Source organism: Micromonospora sp. NPDC051543 (assembly GCF_044454415.1).
Classification (GTDB): domain Bacteria; phylum Actinomycetota; class Actinomycetes; order Mycobacteriales; family Micromonosporaceae; genus Micromonospora.
In genome coordinates this window covers 37,828-52,986 of the sequence record NZ_JBITDT010000001.1, presented here as the reverse complement: position 1 = coordinate 52,986, position 15,159 = coordinate 37,828, and the positions used below count along the sequence as shown (strand labels likewise).

Sequence of the window (15,159 nt, the reverse complement as noted above, 5' to 3'; positions counted from 1 at the left end):
CCGGCGCGGCACCGCGTCCGACAGGGCGACCCGCGTAGGATGCTGGCAACCCCTCCCCGCGCGCCCAGCGGCGTCGACGCACCACCCGCACGGTGTGGCGACCCGTGTCCGCATCCACGAGAGGGCTCCCGATGGCCGACCGCGTGCTGTTCGTCTGCCACGCCAACCTGTGTCGCTCGCCGATGGCCGAGCACCTGGCCCGACGGCTGTTGGCCGACCGTTCCGTGCTGGTGTCCAGCGCCGGCACCGACGCGATGGACGGGATGGCCATGCACCCGTACGCGGCGGAGGTCGTGACCGGGGAGGGCGGCGACCCGACGACGTTCAGCAGCCGTACGCTGCGGGCCGAACAGCTGACCGATGCGACGCTCGTGCTGACCGCCACACGGCGGCAGCGGTCGGTGTGCACCTCGCTCGCGCCCGGCGCGCTGCACCGGACGTTCACCCTTCGCCAGTTCGGTCGGCTCGCGGCGGCGGCCGAGCCGCCCGTTGGATCGACCGACGATCCGCTGGGGGCCGCCATCGCCGCCGCCGCCAGCGCCCGGGGGCGGCTGCAACCCGCCGCCCCGGACGCGGACGACCTTCGGGACCCGATCGGCGGCACCGTCGCCGACTTCCGTCGCTGCGCCGAGGAGATCGAACGCTCGCTACGACCCCTCGCCGCGCTCATCGGGGCAGCCGGGTGAGTTCCTGGGTACGGTCGCTGACACCGTTGACCCCGGCGTCCTCACTGTGCCGGGCGGCCGGGGCCCGGTCGGTCGGGACCGACGGCGTGGCGGTCGAGGCGACCACCCGGTAGGCCTCGTACTGGTACGCCTCGGCCTTGGCCACCTTCGCCATGTTGAGCACGCATCCGAGCAGCCGCACCGAGACCGAATGCAGCGCGCGGGCCGCCGCGGCCACCTGGGTGCGCGACGTACGACCCTGCTGGCTCACCAGCAGCGCGCCGTCGGCCTGGACGGCCACCACGACGCCGTCGGTCACCGCGAGCAGCGGCGCGGTGTCGATGATCACGATGTCCGCGGACTCGCGCAACGCGAGCAGGAGGTCCGCCATCGCCTTGGAGCCGAGCAACTCGCTCGGGTTGGGCGGCGCGGAGCCACTGGGCAGCACCAGCAGGGACTTGTCGCCCCACCGCTGCACCACGTCACCGACCTGGACGTCGCCGACCAACACGTCGGTGAGGCCGACGCCGGCGTCCAGGCCCAGGTAGTCGTCGACCTTCGGGCGTCGCAGGTCGGCGTCGACCAGCAGCACACGCCAGCCCGCCTCAGCCAGCGCGATGGCCAGGTTGCACGACATCGTCGTCTTGCCCTCGCCCTGCAACGCGCTGGTCACGGCGATGACCCGGGCCGGCTCGTGCACGTCCACGAAGCGCAGGTTGGTCCGCAGCTTGCGGACCGCCTCGGCACGGGCCGACGTGGCGGCGTCGCCGACGATCAGCGGGGACGTGCGGGCGGCGCCCTCGAACGGGATCTCGCCGAGCAGCGGGCTTCCGGTGGCGCGTTGCAGACCGGCGGCGTCGCGCAGGCGGACGTCGGCGACGCCGCGCAGGATCGCCAGGCCGACGCCGAGGACGAGGCCGAGCAGACCGCCGAGGACGAGGTTACGCAGCGGCTTCGGCGAGACGGGGCTCGCGCTGACCCGTGGACCGCTGACCACCTCGATCTTGATGGGCGACTTGCCCTCGGGTGGCGTCTCGACCTTCTGAACGAGTTCGACGAACTTCGCGGCGAGGGTCTCACTCAACCGCAGGGCACGGGCCTGGTCGGTGTCGGTGACCGAGGCGCGCAGCAGGACGGTGCCCGTCTCGGTGGAGGTGGTCACCCGGCGCTGCACCTCGTCCGCCGTGAGCCCGACCGGCGTCTCGGCCGCGACACTCTGTGCCAGGCGGTCGCTGCTGAGCAGGTCGGCGTACGACTTGACGCGCTGCTGGAGGAACAGCCCGCCCTGGTAGGCATCGGAGACGCCCTGGTTGGGGGTGGTGACGAAGAAGGTCACCGAGGCGACGTACCGGGGCTGGGCCCGTACGGTCAGGAACGCCGAGACGCCCAGGGCCACCATGATCGTGAGTAGTACGACCCACCAGTGCCGACGCACGTGGCGCAATTGGCGAAGCAGGTCCATCAGGCTTGCCTCCGGACCGGTCCGGTTACGCCAAAGAACTTCACGAAAACCCCCAAGGTCGTCTGTCAACTCGTGAAACCATTAAAGCCCCTCATAGGACTTATGTCCGGAGTTATGCATTTTCGGCGTCCGTAATCGCGTCGCCCCGCATGACCAACCCGACAAAGGGCCATTCGGCAGCGGCGACGCCCGGAAAAGTCGGCGACCGATTCCCCGCGCCGATCTCGATCGCCGCGTCGCGTCCCGCACGAGCACGGCGTACGGCCGACCGGATAGGGTCGACAGCGGTGTGCCGGGAAGTCTGGTCGGCGATTGGATCCCTGCCGTCCCGACACCAGAAGGTGATCTCCTCAATGACCGGCCGCACCCCCCACCGCGACCGGCTCTTCGCGCGGTCGTCCTGGCCGGAGGCCCGGCACGTGGCCGACGTGCTGCGCACCGAAACGGTCGGCGGCGCCCTGCTGCTGCTCGGCGCCGTCCTTGCGCTGGTCTGGGCGAACTCGCCGTGGAGCGAGGCGTACGTCCGGCTCGGGGCCTGGGTGCCCTGGCCGGGCGGCGAGCGGTGGCACCTCGACCTGAGCCTCGCCAGCTGGGCCGCCGACGGCCTGCTCGCCATCTTCTTCTTCGTGGTGGGCCTGGAACTCAAGCGTGAGTTCGTCGCCGGCGACCTGCGCGACCCGCGCCGCGCGGCGCTGCCGGTGGTGGCCGCCCTGGGTGGAATGGCGCTGCCCGCGTTGATCTACGTGGCCGTGCTCCTCGGCACCGGCGGCGAGGGACTGCGGGGCTGGGCCATTCCGACCGCCACCGACATCGCCTTCGCGCTGGCCGTCCTCGCGGTGGTCAGCTCACACCTGCCCCAGGGCCTGCGCGCCTTCCTGCTCACCCTGGCCGTGGTCGACGACCTGTTCGCGATCACCATCATCGCGGTCTTCTACACCGCCGACTTCCACCCGCTGCCGCTGTTCGCCGCGCTCGCCCCGATCGGGCTCTTCGCGTGGCTGGTGCGGCGGGGCCGGACCTGGTGGTGGGCCCTCGTTCCGCTCGCGGTCGCCACCTGGGCGCTGGTGCACGCCTCGGGTGTGCACGCCACGGTCGCCGGCGTGCTGCTCGGCTTCACCGTGCCGGTGCTGACCCGCGCCCCGGGCGGCACCGCTGCGACGGCCGAGCGGGCGGAGTCGGGTGGCGCGGACGCGGGCGGGCTCGCCGCGCACCTGGAACACCGGTGGCGACCCGTGTCCGCCGGCTTCGCCGTGCCGGTCTTCGCCCTCTTCGCGGCCGGCGTGACACTCCGTGGCACCGATCTCGGGGCCCTGCTGACCGATCCGCTGGTGATCGCCGTGGTGGCCGGCCTGGTGTTCGGCAAGAGTATCGGAATCTTCGGCTCGACCTACCTGCTGGCCCGGTTCACGCGCGCCGAGTTGGACGAGGACATCACCTGGCCCGACCTGTTCGGCATCGCCCTGTTGGCCGGGGTCGGGTTCACCGTCTCGCTGCTCATCGGCGACCTGGCGTTCGGCGCGGGCAGCACGGCCGACGAGCGGGTCAAGGCGGCGGTCCTCACCGGGTCGGTGATCTCCGCGGCGCTCGCCGCCGCCGTGCTCGCCCGCCGCAACGCCGCGTACCGGCAGGTGGCCGAGAAGGAGCGCCTCGACGCCGACGGCGACGGGGTGCCCGACGTCTACCAGCGGCCCGGACGGGACTGACCGGCCCGCGACCCGCCGTGCTCAGCGGTGGCGGTCGCGCGGAGCCCGCTCCTCGGTCTCGTCGGCGAGGGCGTCGGTCGTGGGGGCGGTGAGGTCGTCGGCGGGCACCGCCACCTCCTCCGCGAGGTCCTGCTCGTCGGGCTTGCCGCCGGGCTGCGGCTCGGGAGCGGTGGCGCCGCCGGCGTACCCGTACTCGTTCGGTTCGTCGTGCCGGCTCATGTGGTTATCCTCCCGCTTTTCCCGGTTTCTCTGGTACCGCCCACGGTAGGCGGTGATCGTCGCCCCCGCAGCGCGCTGGGAATTGTCGCCGGGACCACGGCGGCGGGAGACTCAGGGCCGCCGCGAGCAGTTGCCGCAGCGCGACGATCGCGGCCGTGGAGGCCAGGCCACCCCACGCCGGATCGCCAGCGAGACGCAGCAGACCGGCCGCCGTCAGAAGGTCCAACAGCACGCGTACGGCGACCCGCACGTCGCCGGTGCACGCCGCCGTGACGACCCCGGTGACCAGGGCCAGCGCGGTCACCGCCTCGACCAGCCCGCCGATCACGTCCCCTGCCGCCCGTCGGTGACCTGCCGTTGCTCCTGCCGGATCTCCCGGCCCAGGAAGTAGTTCAGCGCCGTCCGGATCGTGGCGATCGCCGCCAACTGGCCGATCTGCGTGAACGACGGCGACACCGCGGTCCGCAACACGTCGGCCGCGAGTTGGAACTCCAGGCCGAGCGTCAGGAACCGGCCCAGCGAGAGGCGGATCGGGGTGAAGACGGCGGCGGTGCGGTGCCGCAGCCCCTCGGCCACGAACCGCACCGCCGCCCAGAGCGCGCCCACGACGATCACCAGGGCGCCGGCCACCTCCACCACGGCGACCAGCACCTCGTCGCCGTGGCGCAGCAGCTCCGCCGGCTCCACCCGCAGGCGTTACCCGCCACCGGGGCGGCTAGTCGGCGCTCAGGTCAGCTCGTTCACGGCCTCCAGGATCAGCCAGAGGCCACTGATGGCGAACAGCACCGCGGCGCCGTACCTGATGGTCTTCTCCGGCAGCCGGCGGCCGAGCATCCGGCCGACCAGGATGGCCAGCGCGTCCGCGGCCACCATGCCCACCGTGGAGCCGAGCCAGGTGCCGAACCAGCCGTACTTGGTGGCCAGGGTGATCGTCGCGAGCATCGTCTTGTCGCCCAGCTCGGCCAGGAAGAACGCCACCGACACCGCCACGATCGCGGTCTTGCTGGTCTTCTCGGCCTTACGCTTCTCCTCCTCGGTGAGCTTGTCACCGCGCAGCGTCCACGCGCCGAAGCCGAGGAAGGCCACACCGGCCACCAGCGAGATCCATTCGGTGGGCAGTACGGCGCCGAGACCCGAGCCGATGGCGACGGACGCCAGGTGCACCACCGCCGTGGCGACGGTGATGCCGATCAGCACCGGAAGCGGCTTGAACCGCGTGGCGAACGTCAGCGCCATCAACTGGGACTTGTCTCCCAGCTCGGCGACGAAGATGACGCCGAAGCTGATGACCAGCGCGGCGAGGAATCCCTCCATGACATCCTTCCCGTTCAGACCGGGAGGAGGTGCGGGGGCGCCCTCGACCCGGCTGTGACAGCCTGAGTCGAAGGTCTCGCCCGCCCCGGAGACCGGGGCCGCGTGGCCGGATGCGGAACGCACCAGTATGTCGACCACGACATTGGGGGCTACTCCCCTTCGCGCGATCAGCCTAACCGATCAGCGAGCGAGCCGGACGGCGCGGGTGAACAGGCTCACCGCGCCCGCGCCAGCGTCACCCCGAACAGCCCGCCCGGGTCGGTCCAGAAGTGCGACGCCGCGAAGCCCGCCGCGCCCAGTTCGGCGGCCACCCCCTCCGGGCGGAACTTTGCCGACACCTCCGTCCGCAGCTCCTCCCCCTCGTCGAACGCCACCGAGAGATCCAGCACCCGGACCCGCATCGGCCGCGTCGCCCGCAGACGCATCTCGATCCACTCTCGCTCCGGGTCCCACCGGGCAACATGCGCGAACGCCTCCGGATCGAAGTCGGCCCCCAACTCCCGGTTGACCACATACAGCACGTTGCGGTTGAACTCGGCCGTGACGCCGGCCGCGTCGTCATACGCGGGCACGATCACCGACGGGTCCTTCACCAGATCGGTGCCGAGCAGCAGCCAGTCGCCGACCTCCAGCGCGGCGCGCATCGCGGTCAGGAACCCGGCCCGCTCGGCCGGCAACAGGTTGCCGATCGTGCCGCCCAGGAACACCACCAGCCGTCGCCCGCCGGTCGGCAGCCGGTCGAGCTGGCGGGTGAAGTCGCCCACGATCCCCCGGACCCGCAGCCCCGGATAGTCGGCGGCGATCTGCGCCGTCGACCCGAGCAGGGCGCTGACCGAGACGTCGAGCGGGACGAACGTGCCCAGCCCTCCCCGGCGGGTGAACGCGTCCAGCAGCAGCCGGGTCTTCTCCGACGAGCCGGAGCCCAGCTCGATCAGGGTCTTCGCGCCGGTCAGCGCCGCCACGTCGTCGGCGTGCGCGGCGAGCACCGCCCGCTCGGCCCGGGTCGGGTAGTACTCGGGCAGCCGGGTGATCTCCTCGAACAGCTCGCTGCCCCGCGAGTCGTAGAACCACTTCGGCGGCAGCCACTTCGCCTCGGCGGTCAACCCCGCCCGGACGTCCGCCCGCAGACCACGCTCCAGGTCCTGCGGCTCAAGGTAGATCTCCAACGGTTCCGCACTCATCGCCCCCGCCCCTTTCGTGGTCGTCAGACACCTCGCGTAGCCCGGCCGGCAACGCTCACCCGGCCGGCAGCCCGCACACCCGCACCTCGTCCGCCGTGGCGGTGACCAGGCGCTGCTGCGGCACCGGCCGCCACCCGGCGTCGTCGTCGTGCGGCTCGGACGCCACCACCACCGAGTCCGCGCCCACGCGCACCGACAGCGCGTGACCGACCGCGGTGGCCACCGCCCGCCGTCCGTCGGTGAGCAGCAGATTCAGCCGCGACCCCGGCGCGGCGGCGGCGACCTCGACCACCGTCCGGCCGACCGCCTCCGCCGGGTCGTCGCCCGCGCGCAGCCGATGCCGTACCAGCGCCCACAGCAACGCCGAGTCGGTGGCCGCGTCCAGGGTCAGCAGGTCCCGCACCGGCAGCCCGGCGGCGAGCGGCACCATCGAGTCGGGCCAGCCCCGGATCACACCGTTGTGACTGAACATCCAGCGGCCCTCCGCGAACGGCGCGGCCGCGCCGTCGATGACCGCCATCCCCACGGTGGCCGACCGGACCGCGGCGAGCACCGCGCCGGCACGTGTCACCGCCGCCAACTCGGCGATGGTCGGGTCGCTCCAGATCGGCTGGTCACGCCGGTACCGCACGGGAGGACCGTCGTCCGGATACCAGCCGACGCCGAACCCGTCGGCGTTGATCGTGCCGCCGCCGCGCATGTCACGCGGCGCCCAGGACTGACGGACCAGCGCGTACGCCGGCTCGAACAGCAACGCGGCCAACGTGACCGGCGGGCCGAGGTAGACCAGGTGACGGCACATCAGCGCACCCCGCGTCGCGTCGGGCGCCTCACCGCGGCGACTCGTCCGCACGGGCGTCGCGGGCGCAGCGGAAGCCACTGAAGATCTGCCGTCGGATCGGATAGTCCCAGTTGCGGAACGTCCCCCGGCACGCCGACCGGTCCGTGCCGAACGAGCCACCGCGCAGCACCCGGTGGTCGTCGCCGAAGAACACCTCGGAGTACTCGCGGTACGGGAACGCGACGAAGCCGGGATGACCGGTGAACGGGGTCGACGTCCACTCCCAGACGTCCCCGATGAGCTGGTGCACACCGAGCGGCGAGGCGCCGGCCGGGTACGCGCCCACCGGCGCCGGCCGCAGGTGACGTTGGTCGAGATTGGCGTGCGCCTCGGTCGGGTCGTCGTCGCCCCACGGGTAGCGGCGCGACCGCCCCGTCGCCGGGTCCCATCGCGCCGCCTTCTCCCACTCCGCCTCGGTCGGCAGACGCTTACCGGCCCACGTCGCGTACGCCTGCGCCTCGTGGAAACACACGTGCACCACCGGCTCGTCGGGGCGTACGGGGTCCCAGCGGCCGAACCGCCGATACGCCCAGCCGTCACCGTCGCGACGCCAGTGCAGCGGCGCGACGAGTCGCTCGCGCACCCGGTGTTCCCAGCCCGCCGCGCTCCACCACCGCCGGTCGGAGTAGCCGCCGTCGGCGATGAACTCCTCGTACGCGCCGTTGGTGACCGGTGCGGCGTCGATGATGTACGCCGGCAGGTGGACCTGGTGTGCGGGCCGTTCGTTGTCCAGGGCCCAGGGATCGGTGTCGGTGCCCATCGTGAACTTTCCGGCCGGCACCAGCACCTCCCCGCCGACCCGGACGGCCGGCTCGGGCGGCGGCGGGGCGTGCAGGACCGCCGCGCCCGCGCGCAGCTGGTGGGTCGCGAGCATCGTCTCGTCGTGCTGCTGCTCGTGCTGCACGATCATGCCGAAGGCGAACCCGTCGGCGACCAACGGCCGGTCGGTGAAGCGCACCGCGTCGAGCAGGTCGTACACCTTGTCGCGGACCGTGCCCACGTAGGCGCGCGCCTCCGCCGGTGGCAACAGCGGCAGCCGTGGGCGGTCCCGGCGGGGCTGCTTGAACGCGTCGTACAGGTCGTCGATGTCGCGGCGGACCGGCTCACGACCGCCCACGTCGCGCACCAGCCACAGCTCCTCCTGGTTGCCGACGTGCGCCAGGTCCCAGACCAACGGCGACATCAGCGGAGAGTGCTGGCGCATCAGATCGGCGTCGTCGACCGCCTCGGTCAGCAGGGCCGTGCGGGAGCGGGCGCGCGCCAACTCCTGTGCGATCCGTCCCCGCAACAGCTCACCGTCGGCATGCTCCGTCGTACTCGCGCTCACCGTCGCACCTTTCGTTCGCGACTGCGGGGCTCGCAGACCCGGCTCACTCCTCGCGCTCACCCGTCGCACCTTTCGTTCGCGACTGCGGGGCTCGCAGACCCGGCTCACTCCTCGCGCTCACCCGTCGCACCTTTCGTTCGAAGCTCGCTCTCGCGCTCACCGGTCGGCCCTACCGATGGCGGCCAGTCGCCGCCGTAGGCCCTCGTGGATGTCGTCGTCGGTGCCGGCCGGCAGGCCCAGGCGCGGCAGGGCGGTCAGCGCCAGGTCGAGCAGCGCTGCCGCCGCGGCGGCCAGCGCCGGGTCGGCGAGGCCCCGCCGGGCGGCGGCCGACCAGCGGTGCGCCACCGGGGCGCCGATCGTGTACGCCGCGCGGACGGTGCCCGCGTCGCTGAACAGCGCGCTCAGCACCGCCAGCGGTAGCCGCCAGTCCCGGTCGGGCTGGGCGTCCAGATACCGCAGCTCCAAATAGCCGCGTGGGCGCACCGGCGGGAAGAGGGTGCTGACGTGGTAGTCGAGGTCGTCGGTGGTGGGCGGGTCGGGCAGCGCGCCGTCCAGCCAGTCGCCGAAGGTGACACCCGGTGGCGGGGCCCAGTCCGGGCCGGGCCGGCGCAGGCACAGCAGCGGCGCGGCGAGCACGTAGCGTGCCCACGCGGCCGGCGGGTCGTCGTCCGCGCGCTCAGGAGCCCACACCGGGCTGGTACGCGCCGGATCGATCGCCAGCCAGGCGGCCATCCGCGCGGATGCCCAACCGGTGCGCCGCCCGGCGTGCCGACTCGCCGAGGCGAACGCCGCGAGCAACGGCGGGCCGACGGCGTGCGCCGCCGCCCAGCGCGGGGCGACCTGGTCCGGCTCGCCGATGTCGAGGCACACCTGCAGGCCGGCGGTGCTGTACATCATCGTCCGGCCGGCCGGGCCGCGCCGGTCGAACACACGGCGCATGGCGCGGTAGCGGGGAGTGTCCAACACCGGGCGAGGCCGACGGTGCGGGTCGATGCCGCTGCGCCCCAGCGTCAGCCCGGCGGCGGCCAGCAGGCCGGTGACCTGGGCGATGTCGGCCTCGGTGGCCTGGATCAACGCGCCGGCCGAGGTGCGCGGCGGGGTGGAGATCTCCAGTTGGCCGCCCGGTTCGAGGGTCACCGTGCCCCCGTGTCGCAGCGGCTCGGCGGGGCTCGCCGGATCCAGCGTGACGGGGCTGTGCCGCCCCAGCGCCGTCCGCAGCCGCGCCGGGTCGACTCCTCGGGTGGGGTCGGCGGCGTCGTGCACGGTCCATTCCAGTTCGACGCCGGTGTACGTGGGAGGGCCGGTCTTGAAGCAGATGCGCGCGAGGTGTCGGCCCGCCGCGGCGGACTCGCGCAGGATCTCGCTCTGGTCCAGCTCCGGCGACGTCACCATCGATGCAGCCTCCCTCGTCGTGCGACGACCGCGTGCGCCGTGCGTCAGCTCCGGAACACGGGTGCCACCGTAGACCCGGCCACCGACACTCCCCTTTCCGAGCGTCGACGGGAGGACCACCAATCCCTGTCTAACAGACGCGTTTCCCGGTGCAGGGCAGAACGAACCGCGCGCCCGTACGCTCAGCCGCGGGCCGGGCCGGCCGGGTGCGAGGGCTTGAGCTTGGCCTGACCGGGTGGCGTCGCCCGGGCGGACGGCTCCGCAGGCGGCGACGGCGGCGGCGGCTCGGACGGGGACGCCGTCGGTGGCAGTGGGGACTTCTTCTCGGGCACCAGCCGTTGGCAGTACTCCTCGACCGCGCCGATCCCGCCGGCGGCCGTCACCAACCGCTCGAAGGCCGGCGTTCGCAGCGCCTTCTCCCGCTGCTCGGGTTTCTTGGCCTGCCAGGCCTGGCACAAGCCGTGCACCTGAGAGTTCGGCGACGGTCCGATCGACGGCGAGCCGGACAGCGAGGGGCGGCCGGGCGGTGTGGATCCGGTCGGCGCGACGGACCCGGTGGTCCCGTGCGCGCTGGCAGTGGGCGGCGCGCTACTCGGTGCCGGCGGCGGCGGTTCGGGTGCCGTCTCGAACCCGGCCGCGGCGAATGCGACGCCAGCGGTTGCCGTGGCCGCCAGCGCGCCGATCCACGCCACCGCGCCGGTCGTGAGCCGCAGACGGCGTGGTCGTCGGGCCACGGCGGGCGTCGGGACGGCGCGGGCGGCCCGGAACGCGGACAGCGCGGCCTCCTCGCCCGCCATCTCCGTCGGCCGGGCCGGGCCAGCGGCAGCGGCGAGCAGCCGGGCCAGCGGCTCGGTCCCGGAGTCCGGCGAAGCCCCGGACTGCCGGACGTTCGCCGCACCCGGGTCGGCGATGTCCCGCGGGAGGGCGGAGGCGGCGTCGATGCGGGCGGTGTCGAGCAGCCGTTCAGTCTCGGCACGGCCGGCACGCCGGTCCGGCCGGTGCAGGTTCATCCGGAATCCCTTCACGTCAGCCCTCCGCCTGCTCGGCGTGTGAGGTCTGCTGCCGGGAACGCCCGATCCGGCGACGAGGGGGCGGAACCACCTCGGCGCCGACCGCCGGTGGGACGCCGTCAGCCGGCGCGCTCAACGTGTCGGGCGCGAGCAGCGGGCCGGTGGCGTCGCCATCGACCGACGGCGTCGGTACGGCCTGCCGGTCCAGCAGGGTGGCGAGTCGCCGCAGACCGCGGTGCGCGGCGGTCCGGACGGCGCCGGCCCGGCGGCCGAGCACCCGGCCGGCGGACTCCGCGTCGAGCCCGATCACGGCCCGCAGCAGCACCGCCTCGGCCTCGCGGGGTGGCAGCGTGGCGATCAGCGCCAGCGCGGCCTCGGTGCTGATCGTCTCGTCGGCCCGCTCGGCGGTGTCGCCGTCGCCGGCCAGCTCGGTGAGCGCCTGCACCGGTACCGGCAGCGACGGTCGTCGCCGCAGCCGCCGCAGGTGGTCCATCGCGCGGTTGCGGGCGATGGTGACCGTCCAGGCGCGGAACTCGCCGCCGGTGAAGGTGGGCAGGTCTCGGGAGATCTGTAACCAGGTCTCCGACGCGACGTCCTCGGCGTCGGCGCCGACCAGGGCGGTCAGGTACCGCAGCAGCCCCGGCTGGAGGCTGCGGTACAGGAAGCGGAAGGCGTCCTCGTCCCCGGACTGCGCGGCGGTGACCGCCTCGGACAGTTCGCCCGTCATCGGCGGCCCACGAGCCGCCCGGAGCGACTCGGCACGACACGCGTCGGCGTCGTGCGCGCACGGTGAACCGTCGGCCCCACCCGCTCCCGCACCCGCACCGCCCCCCGCCGATTTCGATCAAGCCCGCGTCCGGGCGCCGGCCGGGGTGTCCACACCCGGCGAATGCCCCGGAACGGGCTGCCCGTCGGCGGCCCGAGCCGGGCTAACGGTAGGAGGGGACCTTTCATGCGACAAGTTGGGATCGCATTACAGAAGAGTGACAATTATCAAGCCGTCCGAACGGCGTGCCGCCGTAACGGACGACGCCCCTCGGGCGCTCCCCGGCTCAGGTGAGCGTCCTCGGCGCCGCCCAGGCTGGCGTACGCCGAAATGTGTCGGCTTTTGTGACATGGCGTCATCGAAGCGTCACACACCGGCCCGACCGCCGAAGGTCGCCCCGGGCGGACCGACGGGTACGGCCCCGCACCGGGTCCACCGCAGCGAGCCGTTGGCCGCCACTCTGGGTACGGTAATGCTGTGTTGTCATCGGAGGTCGTGCTCAGCGGTCGGTACCGCCTGGACGAACGTGTCGCCACGGGCGGCATGGGCGACGTCTGGCGTGCCTCCGACCTCGTCCTCGGCCGACAGGTCGCGGTCAAGGTCCTGCTGCCGGCGCTGGTCTCCGACCCGGACTTCATCGCCCGCTTCCGTGCCGAGGCGCGGATCATGGCGGCGTTGCGGCACCCCGGCATCGTGCAGGTGTACGACTGCGGGGAGGACGACCTGCCCGACGGCGGCCGGGCCGACTATCTGGTCATGGAGTTCGTCGAGGGCGAACCGCTGTCCAAGCGGATCGAGGCCGCCGGTCGCCTCGACGTGGCCGAGACGATGTCGATCGTCGCCCAGGCGGGGCACGCGCTGGGCGCGGCGCACCGGGGCGGCATCGTGCACCGCGACGTCAAGCCCAGCAACCTCCTGGTGCAGGAGGACGGCACGGTCGTCCTGGTCGACTTCGGCGTCGCCCGCTCCACCAACGTGACCAGCATCACCAGCACCAACGCGGTGCCCGGCACCGCCCTCTACATGGCGCCCGAGCAGGCCGCCGGCCGGCCGGTCAGCGGCGCCACCGACATCTACGCCCTCGGGGCGGTCGCGTACTGCTGCCTCACCGGCGGCCCGCCGTTCACCGGTGACAACCCCCTCCAGGTCGCCGTCCGGCACCTCGACGACGAGCCCCCGGAGCTGCCGCACGACATTCCGGAGGCGGTCCGCGCCCTGGTGTCGCGGGCCCTCGCGAAGGACCCGCTGGACCGCTTCACGAGCGGCTCGGCGATGGCGGAGGCGGCGCGTACCGCGGTGACCGGCGGAGAACCACCGACGGCGCTGGCGTCGTCGGTGCCGCTGCGCGAGGCGGGTCCGGGCACCCGCACCGACGTGCCGGTCGGCGCGGCGGTGGCGGGCACGACCGACGAGGGACGCCCGCGACGCCGCGGGCCGCTGGTCGGTGCGGCGCTGGCCATGCTGGTCGCCCTGGTCGGCCTCGGCGCGGCCCTGGGCGCGGCGCGCAACACCGGCAACGAGCCGGCCGTCAAGCTGCCGACGGTCGCGCCGACGCAGGGGCCGACCGAGCAGGCCGAGTTGCCGGCGGCGAACGAGCAGATGACCAACGACCCGGGCCGGCCGAACCGGCCGACCGTCCCGGACACCACGACGTCCGCGTCGGTCAGCGCCACGCCGAGCGTCCAGCCCAGCCAGTCGTCCACGCCGCCGTCGCCGACGCCGAGCGCGCCCACCACGCCGCCGCCCAGCGACCCGCCGAAGCCGTCGTCGTCGCCGAGCAACTCACCGGCGACCGACCCGAGCCCCTCCACCGATCCGTCGACCGGCTCCGGGGAGGTAGGCGGCTGACCAGCAGTCCCACCAGCACCGATATCCCCAAACCGGACTTACGTCGCCGAAAACCGCTCTAGGCTCTCCGCAGGTCATTTCCACCGTCTGCGGGAGCCCGGGTGAGCGCTGAGAAGCTGGTCGTGATCGGCCAGGGGTACGTCGGACTGCCGCTGGCCATGCGCGCCGTCGAGGCGGGCCTGGACGTCGTCGGCCTGGACGTCGACGCCGACCGGGTGAAGCGGCTCGTGTCGGGTGAGTCGTTCGTCGAGGACATCCCCACCGACCGGCTGGGCCGGGCGCTGGGTAGCGGCCGGTACCGCCCCAGCACCGACTACACCGACGCCGAAGGTTTCGACGTCTGCGTCATCACCGTGCCCACCCCGCTGCGCGACGGCACCCCGGACCTGAGCTTCGTCGAGCAGGCCGGTATCCGCGTCGGCCCGTACGTGCGGCCGGGCTGCACGGTCATCCTGGAGTCGACCACCTACCCCGGCACCACCGAGGAGCTGCTTCGGCCGCTGTTGGAGTCGGCCAGCGGGCTGACCAGCCCCGGCGACTTCCACCTCGGCTACAGCCCCGAGCGGATCGACCCGGGCAACCCGACGTGGCGACTGGAGAACACCCCGAAGGTGGTCTCCGGGATCGACGCGGCGTCGCTGGACCGGGTGCAGGGGTTCTACCAGCGGCTGGTGGAGCGCACCGTCGCGGTCGACTCCACCCGGGTGGCCGAGTTGACCAAGCTGATCGAGAACACGTTCCGCCAGGTCAACATCGCGCTGATCAACGAGCTCACGATGCTCTCGCACCACCTCGACATCGACGTCTGGCAGGCGATCGACGCCGCCGCGACCAAGCCCTTCGGGTTCCTGCCGTTCCGACCCGGCCCGGGCGTCGGCGGGCACTGCCTGCCGATCGATCCGTGTTACCTGTCCTGGCAGGTCAAGCGACGCCTCGGCCGGCAGTTCCGGTTCATCGAGCTGGCCAACGACATCAACCACGAGATGCCCGAGCACGTCACCCAGCGGATCATGGCAGGGCTCAACCGCACCGGCCGGGCGGTCAGCGGCGCGCGACTGCTGCTGCTCGGGCTCGCGTACAAGCGGAACACCGGTGACATGCGGGACTCCCCCGCCGTCGACGTGGCCCGCCGTCTGCAGGCACTCGGCGCCGAGGTGCACGCGGTCGAGCCGTACGCGGAGGCCCACCAGATCCCCGCCGGGGTCGCGGTCGTCGGGCTCACCGAGCGGGAGGTACGGGCCGCGGACGCGGTCGTGGTGGTCACCGACCACGACTGCTTCGACTACGACCTGGTGGTCCGGCACGCCCGCTACGTCTTCGACACCCGCAACCGGTGCTCCGGTGAGGTGGTCGAGCGCCTGTAGGGCGCGCCCCGGACCCGGCACCGCTGGCCGGTCCCGCCGCCGGGGAAGACGGCGGGACCGGCCGGCG

At 73.2% G+C, this 15,159-nt stretch carries 15 protein-coding genes; 4 read left to right on the top strand and 11 right to left on the bottom strand.

From position 1 onward, the window contains the following. The first annotated feature begins 131 nt into the window (after positions 1–131). Positions 132–686 (top strand): low molecular weight phosphatase family protein, encoded by a 555-nt coding sequence (locus tag ACIA3K_RS00260; protein ID WP_396798027.1) that lies wholly within the window; start codon positions 132–134, stop codon positions 684–686. Here ACIA3K_RS00260 and ACIA3K_RS00255 read toward each other — a convergent pair. Further along, on the bottom strand, positions 667–2,127 hold the full coding sequence (locus ACIA3K_RS00255; protein ID WP_396798025.1) for a polysaccharide biosynthesis tyrosine autokinase: 1,461 nt from the start codon (positions 2,125–2,127) through the stop codon (positions 667–669). The two genes, ACIA3K_RS00260 and ACIA3K_RS00255, sit on opposite strands and share 20 nt — an antisense overlap. A gap of 353 nt (positions 2,128–2,480) precedes the next feature. On the opposite strand from ACIA3K_RS00255, the gene nhaA reads away from it, so the two are divergent. After that, positions 2,481–3,830 (top strand): Na+/H+ antiporter NhaA, encoded by a 1,350-nt coding sequence (gene nhaA / locus ACIA3K_RS00250; protein WP_396798024.1) that lies wholly within the window; start codon positions 2,481–2,483, stop codon positions 3,828–3,830. Between the two features lie 21 nt (positions 3,831–3,851). Here the strand turns inward: nhaA and ACIA3K_RS00245 are convergent, their stop codons facing one another. The 10 genes from ACIA3K_RS00245 to ACIA3K_RS00200 form a co-directional block, all read right to left on the bottom strand. Continuing rightward, entirely contained in the window at positions 3,852–4,049 is a 198-nt protein-coding gene (locus ACIA3K_RS00245) for a hypothetical protein (RefSeq protein ID WP_396798023.1), read from the bottom strand. Positions 4,050–4,053: 4 nt separating this feature from the next. Further along, positions 4,054–4,377: a hypothetical protein gene (locus ACIA3K_RS00240; protein WP_396798021.1), complete on the bottom strand. Its 324-nt coding sequence runs from the start codon at positions 4,375–4,377 to the stop codon at positions 4,054–4,056. Beyond that, positions 4,374–4,736, bottom strand: coding sequence for a DUF1622 domain-containing protein (locus ACIA3K_RS00235; RefSeq protein WP_396798020.1), 363 nt, complete (start codon positions 4,734–4,736; stop codon positions 4,374–4,376). The genes ACIA3K_RS00240 and ACIA3K_RS00235 overlap by 4 nt, the downstream gene beginning before the upstream one ends. Before the next feature lie 39 nt (positions 4,737–4,775). Beyond that, the gene (locus ACIA3K_RS00230; protein ID WP_396798019.1) at positions 4,776–5,363 is read right to left on the bottom strand and encodes a TMEM165/GDT1 family protein; all 588 of its coding nucleotides are present in this window, start codon (positions 5,361–5,363) and stop codon (positions 4,776–4,778) included. 215 nt (positions 5,364–5,578) lie between these two features. Next, a complete protein-coding gene (egtD, locus tag ACIA3K_RS00225; RefSeq protein ID WP_396798018.1) occupies positions 5,579–6,544 on the bottom strand; it encodes an L-histidine N(alpha)-methyltransferase in 966 nt (321 codons plus the stop codon). A 55-nt stretch (positions 6,545–6,599) separates the two neighbouring features. After that, complete coding sequence (gene egtC, locus ACIA3K_RS00220; protein ID WP_396798016.1) at positions 6,600–7,346, bottom strand: ergothioneine biosynthesis protein EgtC; 747 nt, start codon at positions 7,344–7,346, stop codon at positions 6,600–6,602. A gap of 28 nt (positions 7,347–7,374) precedes the next feature. Continuing rightward, positions 7,375–8,712 (bottom strand): ergothioneine biosynthesis protein EgtB, encoded by a 1,338-nt coding sequence (gene egtB, locus ACIA3K_RS00215; RefSeq protein WP_396798015.1) that lies wholly within the window; start codon positions 8,710–8,712, stop codon positions 7,375–7,377. Between the two features lie 156 nt (positions 8,713–8,868). Further along, positions 8,869–10,104, bottom strand: coding sequence for an ergothioneine biosynthesis glutamate--cysteine ligase EgtA (gene egtA, locus ACIA3K_RS00210; protein ID WP_396798014.1), 1,236 nt, complete (start codon positions 10,102–10,104; stop codon positions 8,869–8,871). Between the two features lie 182 nt (positions 10,105–10,286). Further along, positions 10,287–11,114, bottom strand: a complete 828-nt coding sequence (locus ACIA3K_RS00205) for a hypothetical protein (RefSeq protein WP_396798012.1) — start codon at positions 11,112–11,114, stop codon at positions 10,287–10,289. Between the two features lie 16 nt (positions 11,115–11,130). Next, on the bottom strand, positions 11,131–11,841 hold the full coding sequence (locus ACIA3K_RS00200; protein WP_396798011.1) for an RNA polymerase sigma factor: 711 nt from the start codon (positions 11,839–11,841) through the stop codon (positions 11,131–11,133). 516 nt (positions 11,842–12,357) lie between these two features. Here ACIA3K_RS00200 and ACIA3K_RS00195 point away from each other — a divergent pair. Together ACIA3K_RS00195 and ACIA3K_RS00190 are read left to right on the top strand one after the other, a co-directional pair. Beyond that, a complete protein-coding gene (locus ACIA3K_RS00195; protein ID WP_396798010.1) occupies positions 12,358–13,728 on the top strand; it encodes a serine/threonine-protein kinase in 1,371 nt (456 codons plus the stop codon). Between the two features lie 101 nt (positions 13,729–13,829). Next, the gene (locus ACIA3K_RS00190) at positions 13,830–15,092 is read left to right on the top strand and encodes a nucleotide sugar dehydrogenase (protein ID WP_396798009.1); all 1,263 of its coding nucleotides are present in this window, start codon (positions 13,830–13,832) and stop codon (positions 15,090–15,092) included. Positions 15,093–15,159: the final 67 nt, after the last annotated feature.

Bases quoted from the DNA above. Each gene is read 5' to 3' on its own strand.
- ACIA3K_RS00260 (WP_396798027.1), top strand. From the start codon at position 132: ATGGCCGACCGCGTGCTGTTCGTCTGCCACGCCAACCTGTGTCGCTCG.
- ACIA3K_RS00255 (WP_396798025.1), bottom strand. From the start codon at position 2,127: ATGGACCTGCTTCGCCAATTGCGCCACGTGCGTCGGCACTGGTGGGTC.
- nhaA (WP_396798024.1), top strand. From the start codon at position 2,481: ATGACCGGCCGCACCCCCCACCGCGACCGGCTCTTCGCGCGGTCGTCC.
- ACIA3K_RS00245 (WP_396798023.1), bottom strand. From the start codon at position 4,049: ATGAGCCGGCACGACGAACCGAACGAGTACGGGTACGCCGGCGGCGCC.
- ACIA3K_RS00230 (WP_396798019.1), bottom strand. From the start codon at position 5,363: ATGGAGGGATTCCTCGCCGCGCTGGTCATCAGCTTCGGCGTCATCTTC.
- egtD (WP_396798018.1), bottom strand. From the start codon at position 6,544: ATGAGTGCGGAACCGTTGGAGATCTACCTTGAGCCGCAGGACCTGGAG.
- egtC (WP_396798016.1), bottom strand. From the start codon at position 7,346: ATGTGCCGTCACCTGGTCTACCTCGGCCCGCCGGTCACGTTGGCCGCG.
- egtA (WP_396798014.1), bottom strand. From the start codon at position 10,104: ATGGTGACGTCGCCGGAGCTGGACCAGAGCGAGATCCTGCGCGAGTCC.
- ACIA3K_RS00205 (WP_396798012.1), bottom strand. From the start codon at position 11,114: ATGAACCTGCACCGGCCGGACCGGCGTGCCGGCCGTGCCGAGACTGAA.
- ACIA3K_RS00200 (WP_396798011.1), bottom strand. From the start codon at position 11,841: ATGACGGGCGAACTGTCCGAGGCGGTCACCGCCGCGCAGTCCGGGGAC.